At 64.3% G+C, this 26,212-nt stretch carries 20 protein-coding genes; 13 read left to right on the forward strand and 7 right to left on the reverse strand.

The genetic code is table 11. The annotated features are described in order from the left end of the window. The first annotated feature begins 8 nt into the window (after positions 1–8). The 5 genes from BW991_RS13925 (at position 9) to dnaE (ending at position 7,596) form a co-directional block, all read left to right on the forward strand. Positions 9–2,312, forward strand: a complete 2,304-nt coding sequence (locus BW991_RS13925) for an NADP-dependent malic enzyme (RefSeq protein ID WP_076602706.1) — start codon at positions 9–11, stop codon at positions 2,310–2,312. Positions 2,313–2,391: 79 nt separating this feature from the next. Next, on the forward strand, positions 2,392–2,592 hold the full coding sequence (locus BW991_RS13930; protein WP_076602745.1) for a DUF2905 domain-containing protein: 201 nt from the start codon (positions 2,392–2,394) through the stop codon (positions 2,590–2,592). Positions 2,593–2,638: 46 nt separating this feature from the next. Next, positions 2,639–3,613, forward strand: coding sequence for a quinone oxidoreductase family protein (locus BW991_RS13935; RefSeq protein ID WP_076602707.1), 975 nt, complete (start codon positions 2,639–2,641; stop codon positions 3,611–3,613). 14 nt (positions 3,614–3,627) lie between these two features. Next, a complete protein-coding gene (locus BW991_RS13940; RefSeq protein ID WP_076602708.1) occupies positions 3,628–4,017 on the forward strand; it encodes a hypothetical protein in 390 nt (129 codons plus the stop codon). Between the two features lie 84 nt (positions 4,018–4,101). After that, positions 4,102–7,596 carry a DNA polymerase III subunit alpha gene (dnaE, locus tag BW991_RS13945; protein ID WP_076602709.1) on the forward strand — a complete coding sequence of 1,165 codons (3,495 nt, stop codon included), beginning with the start codon at positions 4,102–4,104 and terminating at the stop codon, positions 7,594–7,596. A gap of 70 nt (positions 7,597–7,666) precedes the next feature. Here the strand turns inward: dnaE and BW991_RS13950 are convergent, their stop codons facing one another. Then, positions 7,667–8,266, reverse strand: a complete 600-nt coding sequence (locus BW991_RS13950) for a peroxiredoxin (RefSeq protein WP_076602710.1) — start codon at positions 8,264–8,266, stop codon at positions 7,667–7,669. A gap of 256 nt (positions 8,267–8,522) precedes the next feature. On the opposite strand from BW991_RS13950, the gene BW991_RS13955 reads away from it, so the two are divergent. The 4 genes from BW991_RS13955 to BW991_RS13970 all read left to right on the forward strand — a co-directional run bounded on the left by BW991_RS13955 (position 8,523) and on the right by BW991_RS13970 (position 13,738). After that, positions 8,523–10,151, forward strand: coding sequence for a methyl-accepting chemotaxis protein (locus BW991_RS13955; RefSeq protein WP_076602711.1), 1,629 nt, complete (start codon positions 8,523–8,525; stop codon positions 10,149–10,151). Positions 10,152–10,270: 119 nt separating this feature from the next. Continuing rightward, positions 10,271–10,600 (forward strand): c-type cytochrome, encoded by a 330-nt coding sequence (locus BW991_RS13960; protein WP_076602712.1) that lies wholly within the window; start codon positions 10,271–10,273, stop codon positions 10,598–10,600. A 184-nt stretch (positions 10,601–10,784) separates the two neighbouring features. Further along, positions 10,785–11,732 (forward strand): DmsE family decaheme c-type cytochrome, encoded by a 948-nt coding sequence (locus BW991_RS13965; RefSeq protein ID WP_076602713.1) that lies wholly within the window; start codon positions 10,785–10,787, stop codon positions 11,730–11,732. Positions 11,733–11,749: 17 nt separating this feature from the next. Then, positions 11,750–13,738 (forward strand): MtrB/PioB family decaheme-associated outer membrane protein, encoded by a 1,989-nt coding sequence (locus BW991_RS13970; protein WP_170879107.1) that lies wholly within the window; start codon positions 11,750–11,752, stop codon positions 13,736–13,738. A 71-nt stretch (positions 13,739–13,809) separates the two neighbouring features. Here BW991_RS13970 and BW991_RS13975 read toward each other — a convergent pair whose 3' ends face one another. The 4 genes from BW991_RS13975 to BW991_RS24175 form a co-directional block, all read right to left on the reverse strand. Continuing rightward, complete coding sequence (locus BW991_RS13975; RefSeq protein WP_076602715.1) at positions 13,810–14,100, reverse strand: acylphosphatase; 291 nt, start codon at positions 14,098–14,100, stop codon at positions 13,810–13,812. Next, a complete protein-coding gene (locus tag BW991_RS13980) occupies positions 14,093–15,784 on the reverse strand; it encodes a SulP family inorganic anion transporter (protein ID WP_076602716.1) in 1,692 nt (563 codons plus the stop codon). The genes BW991_RS13975 and BW991_RS13980 overlap by 8 nt, the downstream gene beginning before the upstream one ends. 135 nt (positions 15,785–15,919) lie before the next feature. Then, positions 15,920–18,070: a methionine--tRNA ligase gene (gene metG, locus BW991_RS13985; protein ID WP_076602717.1), complete on the reverse strand. Its 2,151-nt coding sequence runs from the start codon at positions 18,068–18,070 to the stop codon at positions 15,920–15,922. Positions 18,071–18,149: 79 nt separating this feature from the next. Further along, positions 18,150–18,890 (reverse strand): OmpA family protein, encoded by a 741-nt coding sequence (locus BW991_RS24175; protein ID WP_244551694.1) that lies wholly within the window; start codon positions 18,888–18,890, stop codon positions 18,150–18,152. Here BW991_RS24175 and apbC point away from each other — a divergent pair. The 3 genes from apbC (at position 18,889) to BW991_RS14005 (ending at position 23,055) form a co-directional block, all read left to right on the forward strand. Beyond that, a complete protein-coding gene (gene apbC, locus BW991_RS13995; protein WP_076602719.1) occupies positions 18,889–19,980 on the forward strand; it encodes an iron-sulfur cluster carrier protein ApbC in 1,092 nt (363 codons plus the stop codon). The genes BW991_RS24175 and apbC overlap by 2 nt on opposite strands. A gap of 112 nt (positions 19,981–20,092) precedes the next feature. Further along, entirely contained in the window at positions 20,093–20,659 is a 567-nt protein-coding gene (gene dcd / locus BW991_RS14000; protein ID WP_076602720.1) for a dCTP deaminase, read from the forward strand. Positions 20,660–20,802: 143 nt separating this feature from the next. Then, a complete protein-coding gene (locus BW991_RS14005) occupies positions 20,803–23,055 on the forward strand; it encodes an arginine/lysine/ornithine decarboxylase (RefSeq protein WP_076602721.1) in 2,253 nt (750 codons plus the stop codon). A 51-nt stretch (positions 23,056–23,106) separates the two neighbouring features. Here BW991_RS14005 and BW991_RS14010 read toward each other — a convergent pair whose 3' ends face one another. Further along, positions 23,107–23,607 carry a dihydrofolate reductase gene (locus BW991_RS14010; protein ID WP_076602722.1) on the reverse strand — a complete coding sequence of 167 codons (501 nt, stop codon included), beginning with the start codon at positions 23,605–23,607 and terminating at the stop codon, positions 23,107–23,109. Further along, positions 23,604–24,398 carry a thymidylate synthase gene (locus tag BW991_RS14015; RefSeq protein ID WP_076602723.1) on the reverse strand — a complete coding sequence of 265 codons (795 nt, stop codon included), beginning with the start codon at positions 24,396–24,398 and terminating at the stop codon, positions 23,604–23,606. The genes BW991_RS14010 and BW991_RS14015 overlap by 4 nt, the downstream gene beginning before the upstream one ends. Positions 24,399–24,540: 142 nt before the next feature. Here BW991_RS14015 and BW991_RS14020 point away from each other — a divergent pair, with 142 nt between their 5' ends. Next, positions 24,541–26,007 carry a hypothetical protein gene (locus BW991_RS14020; RefSeq protein ID WP_139335940.1) on the forward strand — a complete coding sequence of 489 codons (1,467 nt, stop codon included), beginning with the start codon at positions 24,541–24,543 and terminating at the stop codon, positions 26,005–26,007. Positions 26,008–26,212 lie beyond the last annotated feature (205 nt).

The raw sequence follows: 26,212 nt of genomic DNA on the forward strand, positions 1-26,212 counted from the left end.
GGAGAACAATGGATCAGGATTTCATCGCAGCGGCACTCGAATATCATCGTGCGCCGACGCGCGGCAAGATTTCGGTCGTTCCGACCAAGAGCCTCGTGAATCAACGCGACTTGGCGCTGGCCTATTCGCCCGGCGTCGCCGCGGCGTGCGACGCGATCGTCGAAGACCCGGCGAACGCGCGCGAGTACACCTCGCGCGGCAACCTCGTTGCGGTCGTCACCAATGGCACCGCGGTGCTCGGTCTGGGCAACATCGGTCCGCTCGCCTCGAAGCCGGTCATGGAAGGCAAGGGCTGCCTGTTCAAGAAGTTTGCCAACATCGACGTATTCGATATCGAACTGGCCGAGAATGATCCCGACAAGCTGATCGAGATCATCGCCGCGCTGGAACCCACCTTGGGCGGCGTGAACCTCGAAGACATCAAGGCGCCCGAGTGCTTCTACATCGAGAAGAAGCTGCGCGAGCGCATGAAGATCCCGGTCTTCCACGACGACCAGCACGGCACGGCCATCATTTCCTCGGCAGGCCTGATCAATGGCCTGAAGGTCATCGGCAAGGACATCGACAAGGTCAAGCTCGTCTGCTCGGGCGCGGGCGCCGCGGCGATCGCGTGCCTGGACCTGATGGTCGGACTGGGCCTGAAGCGCGAGAACGTCTACGTCTGCGACTCCAAGGGCGTGATTTACGTCGGCCGCGAAGACAACATGGAGGCCAACAAGGCCCGTTACGCGCAGAACACAAACGGCCGGACGCTGGCTGACGTCATGGTCGGGGCCGATGTGTTCCTGGGGCTGTCGACCGCTGGTGTGCTGAAGCCGGAAATGGTCGCGTCGATGGCCGACAAGCCGCTGATCTTCGCGCTCGCGAATCCGAACCCGGAAATCCTGCCGGAAGACGCCAAGAAGGTCCGTCCGGACTGCATCATCGCCACCGGCCGTTCGGATTACCCGAACCAGGTGAACAACGTCCTGTGCTTCCCGTTCATCTTCCGTGGCGCGCTCGACGTCGGCGCCACGACGATCAACGAGGAGATGAAGCTCGCCTGCGTGCGTGCGATCGCGGAACTCGCCCAGGCCGAGCAGAGCGATATCGTCGCGTCCGCATACGGCGGTGCCGACCTGCGTTTCGGCCCCGAGTACATCATCCCGAAGCCCTTCGATCCGCGCCTGATCGTCAAGATCGCCCCGGCTGTCGCCAAGGCGGCGATGGAATCCGGGGTCGCGACCAAGCCGATCGAAGACCTGAGCGCCTACGCCGCGAGTCTGTCGGACTTCGTGTATCAATCCGGCATCGTCATGAAACCCGTGTTCGGTGCCGCGAAGCGCGTACCGGCCGAGTTCAAGCGTGTGCTGTACGCAGAAGGCGAGGACGAGCGCGTCCTGCATGCCGCCCGCGTCGTCATCGAGGAAAACCTCGCCCGCCCGATCCTCATCGGCCGTCCGGGCGTGATCGAGATGCGCATCCAGAAGATCGGCCTGAACCTCGTGCCGGGCCGCGACTTCGACATCATCAATCCGGAATCCGATCCGCGCTACAAGGAACTGTGGCAGGAATACCACCGCCTGCTGTGCCGTGACGGCGTGACGCCCGAATTGGCAAAGGCCAAGATGCGCCGCGACACGACGCTGATCGGCTGCATGGTCCTGCGCCGCGGCGATGCCGACGCGCTGGTGTGCGGCACCTTCGGCACCTACGACTATCACTTCAAGCAGGTCGAGGACGTGATCGGCCTGAAGCCCGGCGCCAAGCTCTTCGCGTCGATGAGCCTGCTGCTGCTGCCGAAGCGCACGCTGGCCATCACCGACCCGTACGTGAACGAGAATCCGAACGCGGAAGAGGTTGCCGAGATCGCGCGCATGGCTGCCGAGGAGCTGCGCCGCTTCGGCATCGAGCCGCGCGTCGCGCTGGTGTCGCATTCCAACTTTGGCAGCTCGCGCTCGGCGTCCGCGCGCAAGATGCGCGAGGCGGCAGGGATCCTGCGCCAGATCGCTCCGGGGCTCGAATGCGACGGCGAAATGCATGGCGATTCCGCGCTGTCGCCGGAGATCCGTGGCCGCGTGAATCCGGAGTCGACGCTGGTCGGCGAAGCCAACCTGGTCGTGATGCCGAACATCGACGCTGCGAACATCTCCTTCAACATGATGAAGATGGCCAACGGCGACGGCGTTTCGATCGGCCCGATGCTGCTGGGCGCGCGCCTGCCGGTGCACATCCTGACGCCGTCGGCGACGGTGCGTCGTCTGGTGAATATTACCGCCGTTGCGGTGGTCGACGCCTACGAGCAGCGCATGCAATCGGGCGCTGCTGTGTAAGCCGCACAGCACGGCGCAGTCGGGATCCGGATCCGGGTTCCGACCGCGCATGCTTTCCAGGGAGGCCGGGGAATCGATCATGCAAAAACTGCTGATCATCCTCGGCCTTCTTGCTCTCGCCGCCGGGCTGTTCTGGCCTTGGCTCGCCAGGATTCCGTTCGGTCGTCTGCCGGGCGACGTCCACATCCATCGCGACGGTTCCGACTTCTTCTTCCCGATCACGACGGGGCTGCTCGTCTCCGTCGTCCTGAGTCTGCTTATCTGGCTGTTCAGGCGTTAACAGGGTTTACAATCCACGTAACATTTCCGGAAGAAGGGACTTTGACATGACTCACGCGATTCGCTTCCATCAGACCGGTGGTCCCGAAGTGCTCCGGTGGGAAGCTGTCGATGTCGGCGCGCCCGCCGCGGGTGAGGTGACCGTCCGTCATCATGCCGTCGGCCTGAACTATATCGATACCTATCATCGCAGCGGCCTGTATCCGGTGCCGCTGCCCTCCGGCCTGGGCCTGGAAGGCGCGGGCGTGGTCGAGGCGGTGGGCGAGGGCGTCACCGAGGTCGTGCCGGGGGATCGGGTGGCCTACGCCGGCGGCCCGCTCGGAGCCTATTCCGAAGTGCGCAACCTGCCTGCGCATCGCGTGGTGAAGCTGCCCGCGGCGATTTCGTTCGAGCAGGGCGCTGCGATGATGCTGCAGGGGCTCACGGCGCAATACCTGCTGCGTCGCACCTACCGGGTCCAGCCGGGCGATACGGTGCTGATCCACGCCGCGGCGGGTGGTGTAGGCCTGATTGCCTGCCAGTGGGCGAAGGCGCTGGGGGCGACCGTGATCGGCACGGTCGGATCCGACGCCAAGGCCGAGCTGGCCCGTGCCCACGGGTGCGATCATCCGATCGTCTACACTTGCGAAAATTTCACTGAACGTGTGCGCGAGATCACCGGCGGTGCCGGCGTGCCCGTCGTGTATGACTCCATCGGCAAGGACACCTTCATGGATTCGCTGCGCTGCCTGCGTCCGCTGGGCATGATGGTGCTGTTCGGCGCGGCGTCCGGGCCGGTGCCGCCGTTCGACCTCAACCTGCTGAACACGATGGGATCGCTCTACGTCACGCGTCCCGGCATCGCCGCCTACACGGCAAAACGCGACGATCTCGTGGCGATGGCGAACGAGCTCTTCGAAGTGGTCGAATCGGGCAAGGTGAGGATCGAGATCAATCAGCGTTACGCCCTGAAGGATGCCGCACAGGCGCACCGTGATCTCGAGGCGCGCCGTACCACCGGTTCCACGATCCTGTTGCCCTGAGCGGCGGGCGTGACATGACGCACAAAACCGGTTCATCGCGGCGGGCATGCGTCGCGATCGCGATCCTGCTGGCGCTGCCGCTCGCGCCCTTGGCCGTGGCACAGCCGGGCCCGTCCTCGGCGATGGACCCGGCGCGCACGGCATCGCTGTCGGCGGCAAGTCGCCGCATCGAGGACCATTTCGTTGCGGAGGTCGCCCGCATCACGGGTACGACGCCGGCACGCGTGCGCCGGGCGATGCCCGACGAGCGGCGCATCACGTCGGCTGCGTCGCGCCTGATCTCCGCTCTGGAGCTTGATCTGGGCGCGCCGCTCACACCCGAGCAGCGGGCCGAAATCCTCGAAGCGGACCAGTCGCGCAAGCTCTCCCTGATGAAGGCGCGTGAGGCGGCAGGCGGGCGCTGACTTCTTGCGGCGGCCTGTCGGACCGACGGCAGCCGCGGCCGAATTGGGGCTCGGGGGTGTTGGGCGATCGGGTAAAATTCGCCGATGACTGCCTCTCACGAACCCCGCTTCATCCACCTCCGCCTGCACACCGAGTACTCGATCTCCGACGGCATCGTCCAGATCGACCAGGCGATCGCCCGCGCGGCCGCCGACGGCATGCCGGCACTGGGAATTTCCGACCTCGCCAACCTGTTCGGCATGGTCAAGTTCTACAAGGGCGCGCGCGGGAAGGGCATGAAGCCCATCGTCGGCGTCGATGCCTGGATCACCAACGATATCGATCGCGACAAGCCCTTCCGTGCCCTGCTGATCTGCAAGAACCGCAAGGGCTACGGGCAGATGTGCGAGCTGCTGACCCGCGCCTTCCTCGACAACAAGCACCGCGGGCGTGCCGAAATTCGTCGCGACTGGTTCGCCGACGGCGCCGCGTCCGACCTGCTGTGCCTGTCAGGTGCGCGCGAGGGGGAAGTGGGGCAGGCGCTGGCGAACGGCAATGTCGAACTTGCCGATCGGCTCGCCGCCGAATGGGCCGCATTGTTCCCGGACGCCTACTACATCGAGCTGCAGCGCGCAGGTCATGCGGGCGCGGAGGGGTACGTGCGTCAGGCCGTGCAACTGGCCGGCAGGTTGGGGCTGCCGGTGGTGGCGACCCACCCTGTGCAGTTCCTCAAGCGCGAGGACTTCAAGGCCCACGAGGCGCGCGTGTGCATCGCGCAGGGCTATGTGCTGGCCGACAAGCGGCGCCCGCGCGACTACACCGAGGAGCAGTACCTCAAGAGCCAGGACGAGATGTGCGAGTTGTTCGCCGACATCCCGGAGGCACTCGAGAACTCCGTCGAGATCGCGCGCCGCTGCTCGCTGACGGTGCAGCTGGGCAAGAACTTCCTGCCGCAGTTCCCGACGCCGGAAGGGATGACCCTCGACGACTTTCTCGTCGCCGAGGCCAAGGCCGGCCTCGAAGTGCGCCTGCAGGAGCTGTATCCGGACGAGGCCGAACGCGAGCGCCAGCGTCCGACCTACGAGGCGCGGCTCAAGTTCGAGACCGACACCATCATCCAGATGGGCTTCCCCGGCTACTTCCTGATCGTTGCGGACTTCATCAACTGGGGCAAGCAGAACGGCGTGCCGGTCGGCCCGGGCCGGGGCTCGGGCGCGGGCTCGCTGGTCGCGTACAGCCTGCGCATCACCGACCTCGACCCGCTCGCCTACGCGCTGCTGTTCGAGCGCTTCCTGAACCCCGAGCGGGTGTCGATGCCCGACTTCGACATCGACTTCTGCCAGGACAACCGCTACCGCGTCATCGAATACGTGCGCGAGCGCTACGGCAAGGATGCGGTCAGCCAGATCGCGACCTTCGGCACGATGGCCTCGAAGGCTGTCGTGCGCGACGTTGGCCGGGTGCTCGATCTGCCCTACGGTCTGTGCGACCGCCTCTCGAAACTGATCCCGATCGAAGGCGCGAAGCCTGTTTCGTTGGCGAAGGCCTACGAGATGGAGTCGCAGATCGGCGAGATGATGAAGGACGGCAACGACGGGGAGTCGGTGCAGGAGCTGTGGAGCCTCGCCGAGCCGCTTGAAGGTTTGAGTCGAAACGTCGGTATGCATGCCGGCGGCGTGTTGATCGCGCCGGGCAAGCTCACCGACTTCTGTCCGCTGTATATCGCCGACGGCGACGACGCGACGCCGGTGTCGCAGTTCGACAAGGACGACGTGGAAGCCGTCGGCCTCGTGAAGTTCGACTTCCTCGGCCTGCGCAACCTGACCATCATCGAACTCGCGGTCGAGTACGTCGAGCGCCTCACAGGCACCAAGCCGGACCTGGCCGCGCTGCCCTTCACCGACCCCGCCGCCTACCAGATCCTGAAAGACGCGAACACCACCGCGATCTTCCAGGTGGAATCGGAAGGGATGAAGAAGCTCCTCAAGAAGCTCGCGCCCGACCGCTTCGAGGACATCATCGCGGTACTGGCGCTCTACCGTCCGGGCCCGCTCGGCTCGGGCATGGTGGACGACTTCATCCTGCGCAAGAAAGGCCAGCAGGAGATCGACTACTTCCATCCCGACCTCAAGCCCTGCCTCGAACCGACCTACGGCGTGATCGTGTATCAGGAACAGGTGATGCAGATCTCGCAGATCATCGGCGGCTACACGCTCGGCGGCGCCGACATGCTGCGCCGCGCGATGGGCAAGAAGAAGGCCGACGAGATGGCCAAGCACCGCGAGACCATCGCGGCCGGCGCCAAGCAGAAAGGCTACGACCCGGCACTCGCCGAGCAGCTTTTCGACCTGATGACGAAGTTTGCGGAGTACGGCTTCAACAAGTCGCACACCGCTGCCTACGCGGTCGTCACCTACCACACGGCGTGGCTCAAGGCGCATCACTGCGCGGCCTTCATGGCTGCGACGATGTCGGCGGACCTCGACAACACCGACACGATCAAGATCTTCTTCGAGGACTCGCTCGCCAACGGCCTGACGATCCTGCCGCCCGACGTGAACCAGTCGGACTACCGTTTCGTGCCGACCGACCGCAAGACCATCCGCTACGGTCTCGGCGCGGTAAAGGGCGTCGGCGAGCCGGCCGTGCGCTCCATCCTCGAAGCACGCGGGAACGGAGGACCGTACAAGGATCTGTTCGATTTCTGCGCGCGCGTGGACCGGCGCATGGTCAACCGGCGCGTGATCGAGGCACTGATCCGTTCGGGGGCATTCGATACCATCGCACCCGGCGGCACCGCAGACCGCGCCCGCCTGCTCGGGACCGTCGGGCTGGCGATGGAGGCGGCCGAACAGGCCGCCGCGAATGCGATGCAGGGCGGCCTGTTCGATCTCGTACCGGAGGCGGCCGGTGCGGCGCCCCAATACGCGAACGTGCGTGCATGGACGGAGCGCGAGCGGCTGAAGGAAGAAAAGACCGCGATTGGTTTTTTCCTGTCAGGCCATCCGTTCAACAGCTTCCGCGAGGAGGTCCGGCGCTTCATCCGGCGTCCGCTGTCACAGCTCGAACCGTCCCGCGACCTCGCCATGCTGGCGGGCGTGGTGATGGACGTACGCACCAAGATGACGAACCGCGGCAAGATGGCCTTTGTCGTGCTCGATGATGGCTCTCAGGTGCGCGAGGTCTCGGTCTTCTCCGAAGTCTTCGACTCGAACCGGACCAAGATCGTCACTGACGAAGTGCTGGTGGTCGAAGGCAAGGTCAGCAACGACGACTTCACGGGCGGTCTGCGCATCGTCGCGGACAAGCTGCTGTCGCTCGGCGAAGCGCGTTCGCGCTTTGCCAAGGCGCTCCAGATCAGCGTGAATGGCGAGGTGAAGAGCGCGGGCGGAGCCGCCGCAGCGGCGGACAGGCTCGAGACGCTGCTCGCGCCGTTCCGCCACGGCGTCTGTCCGATCTCGCTGCGTTATCGTAACGACCAGGCCGAGGCGGAGCTGCCGCTCGGCGCCGCCTGGCGCGTGCGTCTCGACGACGCGCTGCTCGACAGCCTGCGCGAGTGGCTGCCGCCGGAATCGGTCGAGATCCTGTATCCGAACTGAGGCAGGGCGAAAAAAAGAAAGGCCGCGGCCCGTGAGGGCGCGGCCTTTCGGCTGATCCGGCAGGGGTCGGTCAGAGTTCCTTGGCGTGCTCGGCCAGGTACTCCGCGACACCGGAGGTGCTGGCCTTCATGCCGGCCTTGCCCTTGTTCCAGCCGGCCGGGCAGACTTCGCCGTGCTCTTCGGTGAACTGCAGCGCATCGACCATGCGGATCATCTCGTCGATGTTGCGACCCAGCGGCAGGTCATTGACGACCTGGTGGCGCACGACGCCGTTCTTGTCGATCAGGAATGAGCCGCGGAATGCCACGCCGCCCTCGGCTTCGACGTCATAGGCGCGGCAGATCTCGTGCTTGACGTCGGCGACCAACGTGTACTGCACCTGGCCGATGCCGCCGTTGTTGACCGGGGTGTTTTTCCACGCGAGGTGGGTGAACTGGCTGTCGATCGACACGCCCAGCACTTCGACGCCGCGCTTCTTGAACTCGTCCAGACGGTGATCGAAGGCGATCAGCTCCGACGGGCACACGAAGGTGAAGTCCAGCGGGTAGAAGAACACGACGGCATACTTGCCCTTCGTGACTTGCGAGAACGTGATGTTCGTGATTTCGTTGTTGCCGAGCACTGCGCTGGCGGTGAAATCCGGGGCCTTCTTGCCGACGAGGACTGCCATGTTAGTCGTCTCCTGAGTGGGGTGAATGACCGGAGATTATGTTGCCACGATTTGGAAAGTTCCAATTGTCTTTTGCACGGTCGGGCGATAGAAGTTTCCTATCGTCGGCTTTCGAGGAATTGGCGGCGTTTTTTCCCTGATTTCGATCATTGTTAAACTTTGTTTCTGATTTACCGTAATACCTACGTATAAGTGAGACACGCGTCCGCGGTTTACCCCGCGAACGAGCAGGAAGCGGAAACAGGACAACGCAGCCATGATGCAACGACTGAAGAACTCGCCGATCTGGGTCCGCCTGATGATGGCGATCGGAATCCTCCTGATCGCCGTCGGTACGACCTTGGTTGTATGGGTATCGGCAGAGCAGGAGAGCATGGCGATCAGCCAGTCCCACGACTTCGCCGAGACCATCAACCAGATGACGATGGCGACGCTGGTGTTCATGAAGAGCACCAAGACGATCAAGAAGCGTGCGATCTATCTCGACCAGGTGAAGAAATCGTCGGGACTTACGGACATGCGGGTCGTTCGGGCGGAGCCGGTCATCCATCAGTTCGGCGACGGCGACGAAGACGAAATGAACGTCGGGCCTGACGAAAAGGCAGCGATCGACAGTGCCAAGCCCTTCTTCGAGCTGCGCACGGATGCTGAGAAGGGGAAGATCCTGAAGGCGGTATTCCCGGCTATCAACCGGACCGACTATCTCGGCAAGGACTGCACCGAATGTCATGACGAGTACCCCGAAGGAACCGTGCTGGGAGCGGTGACGATGGAGGTGTCGCTCAACCGCATGGATGCGGCGGTCTCGGCGGCACGGTCCAAACTGATCGGCGGCGCGCTCGCCGCGTTGGGCCTGATGATGGTCCTCATCTTCGTGTTCCTGCAGGCGGTGGTCGCGCGTCCGCTAGCCGAACTGTCCAGCCGGCTGCGGGACATTTCGGAAGGGGAGGGCGATCTCACGCAGCGGTTGCCCGTGCGTGCCGCGGATGAGGTGGGCAAGGCCGCTGCCTACTTCAACAAGATGATGGAGAAACTGCAGGGCGTCATCCGCAACATTTCCTCGTCGGCCGATCAAGTGTCGAGCGCCGCCTCGGATCTCCAGCGCGGGACGGTCGAGATCCGGGCAGGAGCCGGCGAGCAGTCCGAAAAGTCCGCTTCGGCGGCGTCCGCCGTCGAGCAGATGGCTGCGAGCATCATGTCGGTCGCCCAGGCGAGCGGTGAGGTGCTCAAGGTCGCGCGCGACAGCCTGTCGCGCGCCGAAGCCGGCAATGCCGACGTGCGTGAGCTCACGGGAAGGCTGTCCGATGTCGAAAGTGCGGTGAGCAAGATGACCCAGACCGTCGGCGACTTCATCCACAACACCGATGCGATCTCGAGTCTGACTGCACAGGTGAAGGAGATCGCCGACCAGACCAACCTGCTGGCGCTCAACGCTGCCATCGAGGCTGCCCGCGCGGGCGAACACGGCAGAGGCTTTGCCGTCGTTGCAGACGAAGTGCGCAAACTCGCGGAGAAGTCCAACCGCTCGGCAAGCGACATCGACGACGTTACGCACAAGCTCAATAGCGGTTCGGTCGGCGTGCGTGAAGCGATCACGCAGGGTGCGCATGCGCTGGTGCTGATTCGCGAGTCGATGTTGCGGGTGTCCGAGGCTTTGCGCAGCAACATGGAGTCGGCCGGCGGTGTATCCGACGGAATGAACAGCATCGCCACGGCTACCGACGAACAGATGAAGGCGAGCACGCTGGCGGCCAGCAGCGTCGAGATGATTGCCGGGCTCGCACAGCAGACGAGCTCTTCGCTCGACGGTGTAGCGTGCGCGACGGCCAGCCTGGAGGCGTTGTCGGCACAGTTGCGCGACGAGATCCGGCGCTTCCGTATCTAGTGGTCTGCTTGTCGTTTCGGCGCCACACGGGTGGTTGCCGGTACATAGTCCGAAAGGTATAAGAAACATTCTGCTACAAATGAGGCAAGCCGTATCCGGAGCCTTGCCAAGGAGTTGAAATGAAGCGTCTTTTTGTTGTCGCCATGGCCCTCGCAGCAAGTGCAACGAGCCTGCCGGCCGCCGCGCTCGATGCCGCCGCCGCCGATGCGCTGGTTCGCAAGAGCAAGTGCCTGACCTGTCACGCCGTCGATAAGAAGAAGGACGGCCCCGCGTTCAAGGAAACCGCGGGCAAGTACAAGGGCAAGCCCGAGGCGATGGAGAAGCTCACCAAGCACGTCACGGTGCCGAGCAAGGTCAAGGTCGAGGGCAAGGAAGAAGACCACGAGACGCTGAAGACCGAGGATCCGGCGGCGGTCAAGAACGTCGTCGAGTGGATCCTTTCGCTTTGAAACGAATCCGGCGCGAATCGCACCGCGGCTGATTACAACAGGGAGGCGGGACTTTTCCGGAGCTGCCGGCAGGCAGGCCTGGAAAGCGGTACCCGCGGCCGTGGTCCGCTTCGCGCCGTTTGATGCCGCAGCGACGACAGGGTGTCGTCGCTGCGGCGCAGGCAGTACCAAAGGGGAGAAGGTGATGAGCAAGCAAGCAGGAGGCATCCGCAAGTGGATGCTGGCTTTGCTGGCCGGTGCAGCATTGATCGGTCATGCATATGCCGCCAAGGACATTGTCCAGGTTGGCGACGCGGTCTGTACGCGCTGCCACGACGAGGGGGAAGCCAAACCGGTCCTGTCGATCGGCCAGACCCGCCACGGTACGATGGCGGACAAGAAGGCTGGAACCTGTACGGCGTGCCACGGGGAAAGCCCGACGCACGTGAGCAAGCCGTCCGACGTGACGGAGCGACCGAAGCCCACCGTCAATTTCGGGCCGAAGTCCTCGACGCCCATCGAAGAGCGCAACCAGGTCTGCCTGAATTGCCACCAGGGCGGCCAGCGTACGCATTGGCAGACTGGCCCGCACGCCGCTGCGAACCTCGAATGCACGTCGTGCCACAAGATCCACTCGTCGGAGGATCCGGTCCGCGACCGCCAGACCCAGCCCGATGTCTGCTTCAGCTGCCACAAGGAGCAGCGCGCGCAGGTGATGCGCCCGAACCACCATCCGATCCCGGAGCGCAAGGTCGTGTGTGTCGACTGCCACAATCCGCACGGTTCCGCCGGGCCGAAGCTGATGCAGCGCGACAGCGTCGTTGCCACCTGCTACACGTGCCACATGGAAAAGCGCGGCCCCTTCGTGCGCAGCCACCAGCCGGTGACGGAAGACTGCACGATCTGCCACACGCCGCATGGCAGTGTGAATGACAACCTGCTCAAGCAGCGTGCACCATTCCTGTGCCAGCAGTGTCATGAGAACCAGACCCATCAGCAGATGGTGCCGAATCCGGAAGGGGCGGTGTCGGGGGCGGCTTCGTTCGCGACCAAGCTGATCGTCGGACGCGGCTGCCTGAACTGCCATACGAACATCCATGGCACCAACAACCCGTTCGATGACACGAACTCCGGCCGTGCGCTGCGCCGCTGACAGGGGAGGGAATGAACATGAAAGAAATCAATCGCGTTCGCGCCGTCAGCCTGAGCATCATCGCCGCCTCGCTGTCGGCCGCATTCGCCCCGGCTTTTGCCGAGGACGATACCATCACCCGCCTGATTCGCCCGGAGAGCTCGGTGAGCCTGGGTTTGGGCTACCTTACCGAAGACGCTGCGCGTTTCGGCCAGTATTCCGGCATGCCGGATCTCGGGCTCTACGCAATCGCCGACATCAACCTGGTTCGGCGCGAAGATGAGTCGGGCCGCTGGTTGCTGCTTAACGGTCGCAATCTCGGGTTGGACAACCGCAGCCTGCGTTTCGAGCACGGCGTTCAGGGCAGTTGGAAGTATTTCCTCGAATACGACCAGACTCCGCGCTTCTCGCAATACGACGTCAGGACCGGTGTGCAGGGTCTCGGCCACGATACGCTCGACGTCTTCGGTCCGGCGAGCCGCGCGCGGGACGTGCGCTTCAAGACGTCGCGGGAGGCGTTCAGCGCCGGCGGGCAGTACGTTCTCGCCCCGGGCTGGAGCGTGCAGGTCAAGGCCAAGCAGGATACGAAGGAAGGCCGGCGCCTGTTCGGCGTGTATCCGGGCAACCTCAACGTGGCCTTCCTCGGCGAGCCGATCGACCACACGATGCAGCAACTCGATGTGGTCCTCGCGTATGCAGGGAAGGATCTGCAGTTGTCTGCCGGTTACTACGGGTCGTTTTTCGAGAACGGCAACTCGTCGATCAGGCTGACGGACATTGCCAACCCGAGCCGTATCGCCCTGCCGCCGGACAACCACGCCCACCAGTTCTACCTGACCGGCGGGTACAGTTTTACGCCCACTACCCGCGCGAACTTCAAGCTTGCGAGAAGTTTCGCCTATCAGCAGGATGCGTTCGTCGTCCGTGCGGATCCGGGCAACAGGGACCTCGACGGCAAGGTCGAAACCACGCTCGCGCAGATCGGCCTCAGCGCCCGGCCGCTTTCCGCCCTGACCATCGTTGCGGATTGGCGCCACGAGAATCGTGACGATCAGACCACGGCGCGGCGCTACTTCTCGACGACAGAATCGAGAACCTTCAGCGGCGTAAACGAGACACGCGATTTCGAGGTCAATACCGGCAAACTCGAGGCGCGCTACATGCTCCCCGCGGGTTTCAAGGTGACCGCTGGGCTGGATTACGATGAGAAGAAGCGGGACGTTTACGCAGCGCGTCTCGTCACGACCCGCAAGCGCACGGAGGAAACCGCCTACCGTGTCGAGTTGTCGCGCTCGCTGTCGGCAACGCTCAACGGATCCCTGGCGTTCATCCAGAGCGAACGCAGCGGCTCGCATCTCGTCAAGGAGACGGCAACCGGTGCCGCGGCCACGTATTTTGCGGTGCCCTACCATCTGGCCGACCGCGATCGCGAGAAAGTCCGCGCACGTCTCGATTGGGCGCCCACCGAAACCTTGACGTTCCAGCTGACGGCCGACGCCTTCGACGACGATTTCAAGGACGGCGGATACGGCGTCGACAAGGGGCGCGGCACGTTCTGGTCGCTGGATGGGGCGTACGCATTCTCCGCAGACTGGAGCACTCACGCCTGGGCTTCGCGCGAATACGCCCGCCAGGTCAATGCTGCGCGGTCGAGCGCCGATTGGCAGGCCAACCTCAAGTCACTGACCGAGGCGTTCGGCGTCGGCTTGCGCGGAGCTGTCGGCGAGAAGTGGAAGCTGGGGGGCGATCTTTCCTATTCGCACAACCTCAGCGGTTACGGGTTGAGCGGCAGCCCCGTGACGGCCGGGATCGCCGACGTGAAATACACGGTAACGGCGCTGGAGCTCTTTGCCGAATACGCCCTCAAGAAGGACGTGACGCTGCGCTTCGACGCGGTGCATAACCAGTGGAGCACGAACGACTGGGCATGGGCGCGGGCCTTCTACGTTGATGGAACGGTCGTTTCGCAGGACGAAACCCAGGAAACCACCTTCGTCGGCGCGTCGATGCGTTACAAGTGGCGTTAAGCGCACCTGACTGAGTTCAGAGCCCATCCGGTCGTAAGATCGGGTGGGCTTTTCTTTTTTCAACAGACCCCTTACAGGGTCGGCAGCATCAGAAATCCGGTCTGCTCCGGCCGCGCTGCCGGACTCACGGCGATCCTATCCACCCGGGCCTGCGACGGGCCGCGGTGAGCCCAGCGTACAAAGTGCTCGACCGCACCGGCCGACCCCGCCACCACAGCCTCGACGCTGCCGTCTGCGCGATTCCTCACCCAGCCGCACAGGCCCAGACGTTCGGCCTCCGCGCGGGCGCTCGCGCGGAAGGCGACACCCTGAACGAGCCCCTGAATCATCAGGTGACGCACGACATGATCGGTTTCAGGCATAGGACACCTCCGCGTTCCGACTCCCGCAGCGCTGCGCGCGCAGCAGCGCGTCGGTGATGTTGCCGGCGAGATTTTCGCTGCCGATCGTTTCGGTGAACCCCGATCGTTGGACGATCGAGGCGGGCTGCGCGTTCAGGTCGCACAGGATCAGTTGCGTGCCGCGCTTGTCCAGCGCACGGTGCAGCGCCTGAAGCATGTCGAGGCCGGTGGTGTCGATGTTGATGACCTTCTCCATGTCGAGGATCATCGCGTCAGGATGTCCGTCCTGCAGCAGCATCAGATTCTCGAGCTTGTTTGCCGCGCCGAAGAACAGGCTGCCGAACACGCGGTAGGCGAGGATGCGTGGCGTGCCGTCGGGTCGCGAAAGGGCCTCGACGCCGTAATAGTCCTCCAGCGCGATGCGCTCGACGCGCGTGAGGTCCGACATGCGGTAGATGAAGAACAGGCTCGCCAGGACCATGCCAAGTTCCACTGCCAGCGTCAGGTCGAAGACGACCGTCACGAAGAAGGTGCCGAGCAGGATGATGCGGTACTGTTGTGAGTAACGCGTGAGTTCTTTCCATGCGAACGCATGCCACTCGCCCATGTTCACCGAAACGATGACCACGATCGCGGACAGCGTCGCCAGCGGAATGTGGCTCGCGAGCGGGGCGAGCGCCAGCACCACGGCCAGCAGCACGAACGCGTGGATCATGCCGGCGACCGGAGTGTGTCCGCCGGAGCGGATATTCGTCGCCGTGCGGGCGATCGCGCCAGTCGCCGCGAAGCCGCCGAAGAGCGGGGCGGCCACGTTCGCGATGCCCTGCGCCATCAGTTCCTGGTTCGGGTCGTGCCGGTCGTCGATCTGGTTGTCCGCGACGCGGGCCGACAGCAGCGACTCGATCGCACCCAGCAGCGCGATCGTCAGCGCCGGTGCGATGAGCTTGCCGAGCGTGCCGAGCGACAGCGCCGGCAGGCCGAAATCGGGTACCTGCTGCGGGATGCCGCCGAAGCGGCTGCCGATGGTGTCGACGGGAAGCTGGACGAGCGCGTTGATCGCGGTGGCGATCAGCAGCACCGCGAGCGGCCCGGGCAGCCGCCGCATCCACGCCACACGGGTCGCCGCGCGGTTCCAGGTCAACAGCACCGCGAGCGAGGCCACCGCCACGGCGAGCGTCGGCAACTGGATGGTGTGCGCGGCGCCGAGCAGCGCCTCCATCTTGCCGAAGAACTCGCCGGGCATCTTGTCGATCGACAGCCCGAGGAAGTCCTTGATCTGCGAGATGAAGATCACGACCGCGATGCCGTTGGTGAAGCCGATCACGACCGACACCGGGATGAAGCGGATCATGTTGCCGAGGCGGAACGCGCCCATCGCGAACAGCATGACGCCCGACATCATCGTGGCGATGAGCAGGTTCTGTACGCCGTAATCGACGACGATGGCGTAGATGATCGGGATGAAGGCCCCGGTCGGGCCGCCGATCTGGACCTTGGAGCCGCCGAGCGTCGAGATCAGCAAGCCGGCCACGATGGCGGTCCAGATGCCGGCGGTGGGACTCATGCCGCTGGCGATAGCGAACGCCATCGCCAGCGGGAGGGCGAGCACGCCCACGGTGATGCCTGCGGAAAGATCCTGGGTGAAATGACCCCGCCCGTAGCCGGGCAGGGTGTCAAACAGTTTGGGGCGAAAACTGATCACGATGCTTCCTCGATTCCTCTGTGTGCCGTTGCGTATCCGGGGTGCTGGTCCAGTACCAGCATCCGGGCGCCGTGCGCTGCCGCACGATCCAGCGTTTCGAGGGAGTGAGGGGCATCGGGCTGCGACCCAGTCGTTCGTTTACTTGACGCGCATCCCCGCAGTGGCACCGGCATCCGGCGAAAGGACGTAGAGCCCGCCGGTCTTGCCGTCCGGATCGGATGCGGCGAGCACCATGCCCTCGCTCAGGCCGAACTTCATCTTGCGCGGCGCGAGGTTGGCAACCATCACTGTCATCCGCCCGACCAGCGACGCCGGATCGTAGGCCGACTTGATGCCGGCGAACACCTGGCGCGGCTTGTCCTCGCCGATGTCGAGCTGCAGGCGGATCAGCTTGTCGGCACCCTCTACGTGCTCGGCAGCGACGATCTTCGCGATGCGCAGGTCAACCTTCGTGAAGTCGTCGATCGAGATATGCGGCGAGGCCGTTTCAGCCGTCTGCGCCGCATGCTGCTGCTTCTCCGCGTGGCGCTGCTGCGACGTCGCCGCCTTCGCATCGGCCGCCGCAGCGGCGGGGGCCGGGGCGAGCGAGTCGCGGTTGGCCTCGAGCAGGGCGTCGATCTGCTTGCGCTCGACGCGGGTCATCAGGTGGGCGTATATGTTCACCACATGGCCGGCCTGCAGGGGCTGCCATTCGCCCTGCCACCCCAGCGGGGCGATCGCCAGGAAGGTCTCGACCTTGGCGGCCAGTGCCGGCAGCACCGGCTTCAGATACAGGGTGAGGTCGCGGAACAGCGTCAGCGCGGTGCTGCACACGACGTGCAGATCAGCTTCGCGGCCTTCCTGCTTTGCAAGCTCCCACGGCTTCCGGTCATTCACGTACTGGTTCGCGAGGTCTGCGAGATGCATGATCTCGCGCAGCGCACGGCTGTAGTCGCGCTCCTCGTAGGCCTGCGCGATCGTGCCGGCCTCGTGGGCCGCCTTGAACGCGGCGGTCGCTGCGGCGTCGCTCGCCGCGAGCTTGCCGTCGAAGCGTTTCGTGATGAAGCCCGCGCAGCGGCTGGCGATGTTCACGTACTTGCCGACGAGGTCCGAATTGACCTTCGCGATCAGGTCGTCGAGGTTCAGGTCGACGTCCTCCATCGTCCCGTTCGACTTCGTCGCGAAGTAATAGCGCAGCCATTCCGGGTTCAGGCCCTGGGTGACGTAGGAGCGGGCGGTGATGAAGGTGCCGCGGCTCTTGCTCATCTTCGCGCCGTCGACGGTCAGGAACCCGTTCACGCACAGCTGCGAGGGCGTGCGCAGGCCCGCGAACTGCAGCATCGCCGGCCAGAACAGGGCGTGGAAATAGAGGATGTCCTTGCCGATGAAGTGCACCATCTCGGTGCCCGCCGCTTCCGCACGCGCGGCATCGACGAAGTCATCGACGACGATGTCGCCGCGCTTGTCCGCGAGGTTGCGGAAGCTCGCCAGATAGCCGATCGGCGCATCCAGCCACACGTAGAAATACTTGCCCGGCGCACCCGGGATCTCGAAGCCGAAGTAGGGGGCGTCACGCGAGATGTCCCAGTCGGACAGGGTGTTCTCCCCTTCCTGACCGTCCTCTCCGAGCCACTCCTTCATCTTGTTCGCGGCTTCCGCCTGCAGGCGGCGGGTGCCGGCGGCGTTGGTCCCGCGCGTCCATTCGCGCAGGAAGGCGACCGCACGCGGATCCGACAGCCGGAAGAAGAAATGCTCCGAAGTCTTGAGCACCGGCTTCGCACCGGATACGGCCGAGTACGGATTCTTCAGTTCGGTCGGTGCATAGGCCGCGCCGCATACTTCGCAGTTGTCGCCATACTGGTCTGCTGCAGCGCACTTCGGGCATTCGCCCTTGATGAAGCGGTCCGGCAGGAACATTTCCTTCACCGGGTCGTAGAACTGTTCGATCGAGCGCGTTTCGATCAGCTTCGCCGCCGTGAGCCGCTTGTACACCTCTTCGGCGTAGGCGCGGTTCTCGGGGCTGTGTGTGCTGTGGTAATTGTCGAACGCGACGCCGAAGTCGGTGAAGTCGCGCAGGTGTTCGCCATGCACGCGTCCGATCAGCGTTTCGGGGGTGATCCCCTCCTTCTCTGCGCGCAACATGATCGGCGTGCCGTGTGTGTCGTCCGCGCACACGTAATGCACCGTGCTTCCCCGCATGCGCTGATAGCGCACCCAGATGTCGCCCTGGATGTATCCGACCAGATGGCCGAGGTGGATGTCGCCGTTGGCGTAGGGCAGGGCGTTCGTGACGAGGATCTTGCGGGACATGTGCGGATTCAGGAATCGAAAACGGGAGTGTAACAAACGCGCTCCGCCATATTGATCGGTCGGTGCGCGAGTGGGAAGCCTAACGGGCAAAGGGGCGGACGATCATTTCCACCCGGCGGTTCTTGGCGCGTCCGGCTTCGATGCCATTGTCGGCGAACGGCTCGGTCTCGCCGCGGCCGTCGGCCTGCAGGCGTGTCAGGGCGATGCCGCGCACGCGCAGGTATTCGACGACCGACTCGGCGCGGCGGATCGACAACTGCATGTTGTGCAGTTCGCTGCCGGCGGCGTCGGTGTGGCCGATGACCAGGATCTCGGTTCCTTGCGTCTCGTTCAGCGCCGTCGCGATGCGGTCGAGCGTCGCCTTGAGGCTCGGGCGGGGCTCGACGCCGTCGCGGGCGAAGGCCTCGGCGCCCGGAATCAACAGCTGCAGGTAGCCGTCGCTGCGCGTGATCACCGAGAGATCGCTGGCGCCGCTCAAGGTACGCGTAATTCGCGCCCGTTCCGCGCTCCAGTCGACCTTCGGCAGATTGCCGCTCGGTGCGCGGGCGGGTTGGGTCGGAGATGCGGCTTCGCGTTGCGGACCGGACGGCGTGGCGCACGCGGAAAGCAGCGCGATCAACGCGGAAAGCGCCAATGCCTGGAAACGGGTCATGCTCGGGATATCCTGTAAGGTGGAATTCTTGCGAGGCGCGGATTTTACCGCGTCGCGCGCGGCCGAATGACCCTTTTGCGCCCGAGGGTGAGCGCCGGCGCCGCCTTCGGTATGATGCAGTTCTTGTCGCCCCGCTTGCGGGCCCGTGATCCCGAGGAAGCCAGTCATGAGTCTCACCCCCGAGTCCGTTACCGAAGTTCTCAAAACTGTTGTCGATCCGAATACCGGCAAGGACCTCGTGTCGTCCCGGTGCATCCGTAACCTCCAGGTGGCCGGCGGAAACGTGAGCTTCGAGATCGAACTGGGCTACCCCGCCAGGACGCAGTTCGCATTGATTCGCGACCTGGCCGTTGGCGCAGTGCGCACGCAGCCGGGCGTCGAGCAGGTCGACGTCAAGGTCGGCAGCAAGATCGTCGCCCATGCCGTGCAGCAGGGCGTGAAGCTCCTGCCGGGCGTCAAGAACATCATCGCCGTGGCCTCGGGCAAGGGCGGCGTCGGCAAGAGCACCACCGCGGCCAACCTCGCGCTCGCGCTGGCGGCCGAAGGCGCGCGCGTCGGCATCCTCGATGCCGATATCTACGGCCCGTCGCAGCCCCAGATGCTGGGCATCGGCGAGCACAAGCCGCACTCGCTCGACGGCAAGACCATGGAGCCGCTCGAGGCACACGGCCTGCAGGCGATGTCCATCGGATTCCTCGTCGACGTCGAGACGCCGATGGTGTGGCGCGGCCCCATGGCCACCCAGGCGCTCAACCAGCTGCTCAAGGAAACGAACTGGAAGGATCTCGACTACCTGATCATCGACATGCCGCCGGGTACCGGCGACATCCAGCTCACGCTGTCGCAGAGCGTGCCGCTCACCGGCGCCGTCATCGTCACCACGCCGCAGGACATCGCCCTGCTCGATGCGCGCAAGGGCCTTAAGATGTTCGAGAAGGTCGGCGTTCCGATCGTCGGCGTCGTCGAGAACATGAGCATCCACATCTGTTCGAAGTGTGGCCACGAGGAACCGATCTTCGGCACCGGCGGCGGCGAGAAGCTCTGCGCGGACTACAACATCTCCTTCCTCGGCGCCCTTCCGCTCGACCTGCAGATCCGTCAGGAAGCCGACAGTGGCACGCCCACCGTCGTCGCCGACCCGGACGGGCGCATCGCCGGCATCTACCGCGAAATCGCGCGTAAAGTGGCCGTGCGCGTGGCCGAGAGGGCCAAGGACATGACCCACAAATTCCCCAATATCGTCGTCAAGAACACCTGACCTGCAGGCGCCGTCGGATTTGTCTTTTGATCCGGCGGCGCTTGCCCTAAACTACGCGGATTTTTCGCGTCCGGCCCGGTGCCGGACAGGTCGCCGAGGAAAACGCGCCCCCATGTCCATCAAGTCCGACAAGTGGATCCGCCGCATGGCGGAACAGCACGGGATGATCGAGCCGTTCGCACCCGAGCTGGTGCGCCATAACGACGGCGGCAAGATCGTCTCATACGGTACGTCAAGCTACGGCTACGACGTCCGTTGTGCGAACGAATTCAAGATCTTCACCAACATCAACTCGACGATCGTCGACCCGAAGGATTTCGACGCGCGGAACTTCGTCGACTTCGTGGGCGACGTCTGCATCATCCCGCCGAACTCCTTCGCGCTCGCCCGCACCGTCGAATACTTCCGCATCCCGCGCAGCGTCCTGACCGTGTGCCTCGGCAAGTCGACCTATGCACGCTGCGGCATCATCGTGAACGTCACTCCGCTCGAGCCCGAATGGGAAGGTCATGTGACGCTCGAATTCTCGAACACGACTCCGCTGCCCGCGAAGATCTACGCGAACGAAGGCATCGCGCAGATGCTGTTCTTCGAGTCGGACGAAGTGTGCGACACGTCCTACAGGGACCGCGGGGGCAAGTACCTCGGCCAGACCGGCGTGACGCTGCCGAAGATCTGATCCGACCGTCCGATCCGTCTCGCACGGAGCGACCATCGACAGGGGCCGTCTGACGGCCCTTTGTACTTTCCGGTAATACGGGAGCAAACCACACACGGGTATGATTCCCGTTTGCCGCAGGGCAGCAAGCTGGAGAAACTGGAATGCGCTTTCACTTTCCGATCATCATCATCGACGAGGACTTCCGCTCCGAGAATGCGAGCGGGCTCGGCATTCGTGCCCTCGCGCAGGCGATCCAGGACGAAGGCATGGAAGTGCTGGGCGTCACCAGCTACGGCGATCTGACCTCGTTCGCACAGCAGCAGAGCAAGGGATCGGGCTTCATCCTGTCGATCGACGATGAAGAATTCTCGTCGCCGGAAGCGTCCAACAAGGCGATCGCCGACCTGCGTGCCTTCGTCGAGGAAATCCGCTTCCGCAACGCCGATATCCCGATCTTCCTGTACGGTGAAACGCGCACCAGCCGGCACATCCCGAACGACGTGCTGCGCGAGATGCACGGCTTCATCCACATGTTCGAGGATACGCCGGAGTTCATCGCCCGCTACGTCGTGCGCGAGGCCAAGAACTACCTCGAAAGCCTGCCGCCGCCGTTCTTCCGCGCGCTCACGCACTATGCCGCCGACGGCTCCTACTCCTGGCACTGCCCCGGGCACTCCGGCGGCGTCGCCTTCCTCAAGAGTCCGGTCGGCCACATGTTCCACCAGTTCTTCGGCGAGAACATGCTGCGCGCCGACGTCTGCAATGCGGTCGAGGAACTCGGTCAGTTGCTCGACCACACCGGTCCCGTCGCCGCGTCCGAGCGCAATGCAGCACGCATCTTCAACTGCGACCACCTCTACTTCGTCACCAACGGCACCTCCACCTCGAACAAGATGGTGTGGCATACGACAGTCGCGCCCGGCGACATCGTCGTCGTGGACCGCAACTGCCACAAGTCCATCCTCCACTCCATCATCATGACCGGAGCGGTGCCGGTGTTCCTCACGCCGACGCGCAACCACTACGGCATCATCGGCCCCATTCCGATCGACGAGTTCCGGATGGAGACCATCCAGCGCAAGATCGAGGCCAACCCGTTCGCCCGCGAGGCCGCGAGCCAGAAGCCGCGCATCCTCACGATCACCCAGTCGACGTACGACGGCGTGGTCTACAACGTCGAGACCATCAAGGAGATGCTCGACGGGCAGATCGACACGCTGCACTTCGACGAAGCCTGGCTGCCGCATGCGGCGTTCCACGATTTCTACGGCGACTACCACGCCATCGGCGCCGACCGTCCGCGCTGCGAGACGTCGATGATCTTCTCGACCCAGTCCACGCACAAGCTGCTGGCCGGCCTGTCGCAGGCCTCGCAGATCCTCGTTCAGGATTCGCAGACGTGCAAACTGGACCGCGACATCTTCAACGAAGCCTACCTGATGCACACCTCCACCTCGCCGCAGTACGCGATCATCGCCTCGTGCGACGTCGCCGCAGCGATGATGGAACCCCCTGGCGGACCCGCGCTCGTCGAGGAATCGTTGTCCGAGGCGGTCGAATTCCGCCGCGCAATGCGCAAGGTCGATGCCGAGTTCGGCGACGACGACTGGTGGTTCCAGGTGTGGGGGCCGGAATACCTTCCCGAGGAAGGCATCGGCGAGCGCGAGGACTGGATGCTCAACGCCGGTGAGCGCTGGCACGGCTTCGGCAATCTCGCGCCCGGCTTCAACATGCTCGATCCGATCAAGGCCACGATCATCACCCCGGGCCTCGACGTCGACGGCGACTTCGACGGTTCCGGCATCCCCGCCGGCATCCTCACGCGCTACCTCGCCGAGCACGGCATCATTGTCGAAAAGACCGGCCTGTACTCCTTCTTCATCATGTTCACCATCGGCATCACCAAGGGCCGCTGGAACACGCTGGTGACGGAGCTTCAGCAGTTCAAGGACGACTACGACCGCAACCAGCCCCTGTGGCGCGTCATGCCGGACTTCATCGCCAAGCATCCGCGCTACGAAAAGGTCGGCCTGAAGGATCTCTGCGCGCAGATCCACTCCTTCTACAAGGCTCACGACGTCGCACGCCTGACCACCGAGATGTACCTCTCGGACATGGTGCCCGCGATGAAACCCGCCGACGCCTTTGCCAAGATGGCTCACCGCGAGATCGAGCGGGTCGCGATCGACGAGCTCGAAGGGCGCGTCACCGCGATGCTCGTCACGCCGTATCCGCCGGGCATTCCGCTCCTGATCCCGGGCGAGCGCTTCAACGCGACGATCGTGCGCTACCTGAAATTCGCACGTGACTTCAACGCCGCCTTCCCGGGCTTCGAGACCGACATCCACGGATTCGTGCGCGAGCAGTCGAACGGCCGCGTCGACTACTTCGTCGACTGCGTCAAGCAGGACTGAGCAGTTCAGGGCCGGGCAGTGGCGGCGCAAAGCCGCCGCGCCCGGTCCGGATCAGGACTTGCGCCGGTATTCGACGAAGTCGAACGGAAACTCGTTGTTCGTGTCGGCGGCGTGGGATTCGCGGCGGGTTTCGGTAAAGAGCGAGCGATCGAAGGCGGGGAAGAAGGCATCGCCATCCACCTCGGCCCCGACCTCGGTCAGGACAAGGCCGTCCGCGCGTTCGAGCAGCTGCCGGTAGATCTCCGCTCCCCCGATCACGAAGACCTTCCCGTCACCGGCGGCCGCAAGTGCGGCGTCGAGGCTCGCAAAAACTTCCGCCCCGCTGGCAGCGTACGACCCGTCCCGCGTAACGACCAGGTTGCGCCGTCCGGGCAGCGGCCGTCCCAGCGATTCCCATGTCTTGCGCCCCATCAGCACCGGGTGCCCGACTGTCGTCGCCTTGAAGTGCGCAAGATCCGCCTTCAGGCGCCACGGCAGGGCATTGTCCCGACCGATCACCCCGTTGCGGGCGACCGCAGCAATCAGTACCACATCGGGCCGAGTCGCGCTCATACCGCCACTGCCGCCTTGATGTGGGGATGCGGGTCGTAGCCTTCGAGCGCGAAATCCTCGAATCGGAAGGCGAAAATATCCTTCACGTCCGGGTTCATAGTCATCTTCGGCAGTGGGCGCGTGTCGCGCGAAAGCTGAAGCTTGGCCTGTTCGACGTGGTTCAGGTAAAGATGGCAGTCGCCCCCGGTCCACACGAAGTCCCCCGGCTCAAGATCGCATACCTGCGCCACCATCATCAGCAATAGCGCATACGAGGCGATATTGAACGGCACGCCGAGGAAGATGTCCGCGCTGCGCTGATACAACTGACAGGACAGGCGTCCGCCCGCGACATAGAACTGGAACAATGCATGACACGGCGGAAGCGCCATGCCCTCGACCTCGCCCGGATTCCACGCCGACACGATATGTCGCCGCGAATCCGGGTTGCGCCGCAGGCCGTCGATCAATTGCCCGATCTGGTCGACCGTTCGCCCATCGGCCGTTTCCCAGCGCCGCCACTGCTTTCCATATACAGGCCCGAGGTCGCCATTCGCATCGGCCCACTCGTCCCAGATCGACACGCCGTTTTCCTTCAGGTAGCGGATATTCGTGTCGCCTTGCAGGAACCAGAGCAACTCGTGGATGATCGATCGCATGTGCAGCTTCTTCGTCGTCAGCAAGGGAAAACCCGCGCCGAGATCGAAGCGCATCTGCCAACCGAACACCGACAGCGTACCGGTACCGGTGCGGTCCGATTTCCGGTGGCCGTGTTCGAGAACGTGCCGCATCAGGTCCAGATACTGTTTCATGTATGAGTCCGTGGCCGAGAGAGCGCGATTCTACATCGTAGGTGGAGCGTACAAGTCGTCACGAATCGCCGCCGCAGGCATGTGTTAGCCTTGTTACAAACCGCCGGGTCGCGGCGGTCGGTCAGCTTATGGAGATTGTGTGGTGATCCGGGGAGCCAGCGTGCCACAGGAACCGATCATCGCCCGGACGCAGGCAGGTCGAACCACCGCACGCGCCGGCGCGAATTACGCGAAGCCACCCGAACTGCTGCGCGAAATCAGCGCGCTCCAACGCGAGCTGGCGAAACTTTCCGGGCAGGACGCGACCGGTCTCGAGAATCACCACCGCGTCATTGCAAGCCTGGACGAAATCATTCACGGCTGCGTTGCACGCGTTCGCGAAACACTTGCGACGCTCGATGACCGGCGGGACAGCCGCCCCCTTCTGCATGCGGCGCGCGACATTTTCGGGGCTCTGCTCGATCAGCTCGAACGCAGCCTGAACGCATACGGCGCGGGGCGGGACGGCGTCCTCGAGCGCAATGCCATCGCCGACCTCCGTCTGCGCCTTGTCCGCGCGGGTGCCGAACGGGTGATATGGGAGCGTTGCAGCGGGGGGCCTCCGCATCCGCATCTATGGCAGTGGCTGGGAACGGCTTTCATGCATGCAGCGGGCGACCGCAGCTCCTCGGCGGCACGTCCGGTGCCGGTGGTACTGCCGTCCGAAGAGTCCGTCGACTTTCATTACATCAGAGCGCTCGCAGTGTGCACGGCATCGCTCGACCTGCTTGCGCCGCAGTTGTTGGCCGCGGTGGATCGGTTGTTGCGCCTGTCCGTGCCCGTGGTGCGATTCGAGCCCGAAGTCTTCGAGGGGGCTACCCATTTCGTCGATCCGCAAGGCGGCGTGCCGCGCAGACTCGTCGGCATTTCAGAAATTGCTGCGGGAGCCTGGTTCTTCTCGCCCGGTCTAGCTTCCGAAATGTTCCGCGAGGCGAGGGCTCGTGCCGTTGCGGACACGCAACCCCCGGCATCCTCGCCCGATGTCGAAACGGCCACCCTTCACCTGCGTGCCCTGGATCATCTGCTGCGGCATTGGTCTGCAGCTCCGCCCGTCAGGCGTCACAGGCGCCACCAGATGACGGGAACGCTCGCAGCGGTTGCCGGCATCGATGAGCTTCGGATGGTATTCCGGGGAGAGCAAGGGGTGCGCCGCGACGAATGGCAACTCCGCGATCTCAGCCGGGGCGGGCTCGGTGCGGTCGCTGCGAACGGAGCGGTCTGCGCCGGCCAGCTCGTCGGGATTCATCCCGTCGATGGGCAGGGGTGGCAACTCGCGCTGGTGAGGCGAGCGTGGACGCAGGAAGAAGGTGCGACGCACCTTGGTCTGGAGGTGCTGTCGCGCAAGCCGATACTTGCCCACGTCGACGACGGGCGCCGGCCCGCCGAAGTGCTGCTGTGCGACCCCCTGCTGCGCGGCGAGGCCGTGCGGATCATCGTGCCCCTGCGCGCGCTCGGTGCCCCCACCGTTCCCCTCTTTGTCACCGGAAACGGCAGCGTGCAAAAACTCAGACCGCTCGATGCGTCCTACACGGGCGATGGCTTCGAGCTTCGCGCGTACCAGGTTCTCTAGGACGCGGTTTCCGCGCCTATACGAGGGCGCTGCAGATATACCTGCGTCGATGTGCGCAGGGCGCCTCCCCATCTCCCTTCGTATAGCAACTGCTCGGCGAAATCTTGCGGGAAAAGAAAACTTCGACAAAGCGCTTGACGGCCTGTTTGAGGTCTATATAATTCGCGCCTCTTCAGCGCTGCGGCGGACTTGGCGGCGGCGGTGG

The sequence above is a fragment of the Aromatoleum tolulyticum genome, from assembly GCF_900156155.1.
GTDB lineage: Bacteria > Pseudomonadota > Gammaproteobacteria > Burkholderiales > Rhodocyclaceae > Aromatoleum > Aromatoleum tolulyticum.

What these genes read in the sequence shown, in the direction of transcription:
- BW991_RS13935 (WP_076602707.1), top strand. Translation starts at nt 2,639, where the DNA reads ATGACTCACGCGATTCGCTTCCATCAGACCGGTGGTCCCGAAGTGCTC.
- dcd (WP_076602720.1), top strand. Translation starts at nt 20,093, where the DNA reads ATGTCCATCAAGTCCGACAAGTGGATCCGCCGCATGGCGGAACAGCAC.
- BW991_RS13965 (WP_076602713.1), top strand. Translation starts at nt 10,785, where the DNA reads ATGAGCAAGCAAGCAGGAGGCATCCGCAAGTGGATGCTGGCTTTGCTG.
- BW991_RS14005 (WP_076602721.1), top strand. Translation starts at nt 20,803, where the DNA reads ATGCGCTTTCACTTTCCGATCATCATCATCGACGAGGACTTCCGCTCC.
- BW991_RS13940 (WP_076602708.1), top strand. Translation starts at nt 3,628, where the DNA reads ATGACGCACAAAACCGGTTCATCGCGGCGGGCATGCGTCGCGATCGCG.
- BW991_RS13960 (WP_076602712.1), top strand. Translation starts at nt 10,271, where the DNA reads ATGAAGCGTCTTTTTGTTGTCGCCATGGCCCTCGCAGCAAGTGCAACG.
- BW991_RS13970 (WP_170879107.1), top strand. Translation starts at nt 11,750, where the DNA reads ATGAAAGAAATCAATCGCGTTCGCGCCGTCAGCCTGAGCATCATCGCC.
- dnaE (WP_076602709.1), top strand. Translation starts at nt 4,102, where the DNA reads ATGACTGCCTCTCACGAACCCCGCTTCATCCACCTCCGCCTGCACACC.
- BW991_RS24175 (WP_244551694.1), bottom strand. Translation starts at nt 18,890, where the DNA reads ATGACTGGCTTCCTCGGGATCACGGGCCCGCAAGCGGGGCGACAAGAA.
- BW991_RS13925 (WP_076602706.1), top strand. Translation starts at nt 9, where the DNA reads ATGGATCAGGATTTCATCGCAGCGGCACTCGAATATCATCGTGCGCCG.
- BW991_RS14015 (WP_076602723.1), bottom strand. Translation starts at nt 24,398, where the DNA reads ATGAAACAGTATCTGGACCTGATGCGGCACGTTCTCGAACACGGCCAC.
- BW991_RS13975 (WP_076602715.1), bottom strand. Translation starts at nt 14,100, where the DNA reads ATGCCTGAAACCGATCATGTCGTGCGTCACCTGATGATTCAGGGGCTC.
- metG (WP_076602717.1), bottom strand. Translation starts at nt 18,070, where the DNA reads ATGTCCCGCAAGATCCTCGTCACGAACGCCCTGCCCTACGCCAACGGC.
- BW991_RS13955 (WP_076602711.1), top strand. Translation starts at nt 8,523, where the DNA reads ATGATGCAACGACTGAAGAACTCGCCGATCTGGGTCCGCCTGATGATG.
- BW991_RS13950 (WP_076602710.1), bottom strand. Translation starts at nt 8,266, where the DNA reads ATGGCAGTCCTCGTCGGCAAGAAGGCCCCGGATTTCACCGCCAGCGCA.
- BW991_RS13930 (WP_076602745.1), top strand. Translation starts at nt 2,392, where the DNA reads ATGCAAAAACTGCTGATCATCCTCGGCCTTCTTGCTCTCGCCGCCGGG.
- BW991_RS14010 (WP_076602722.1), bottom strand. Translation starts at nt 23,607, where the DNA reads ATGAGCGCGACTCGGCCCGATGTGGTACTGATTGCTGCGGTCGCCCGC.
- apbC (WP_076602719.1), top strand. Translation starts at nt 18,889, where the DNA reads ATGAGTCTCACCCCCGAGTCCGTTACCGAAGTTCTCAAAACTGTTGTC.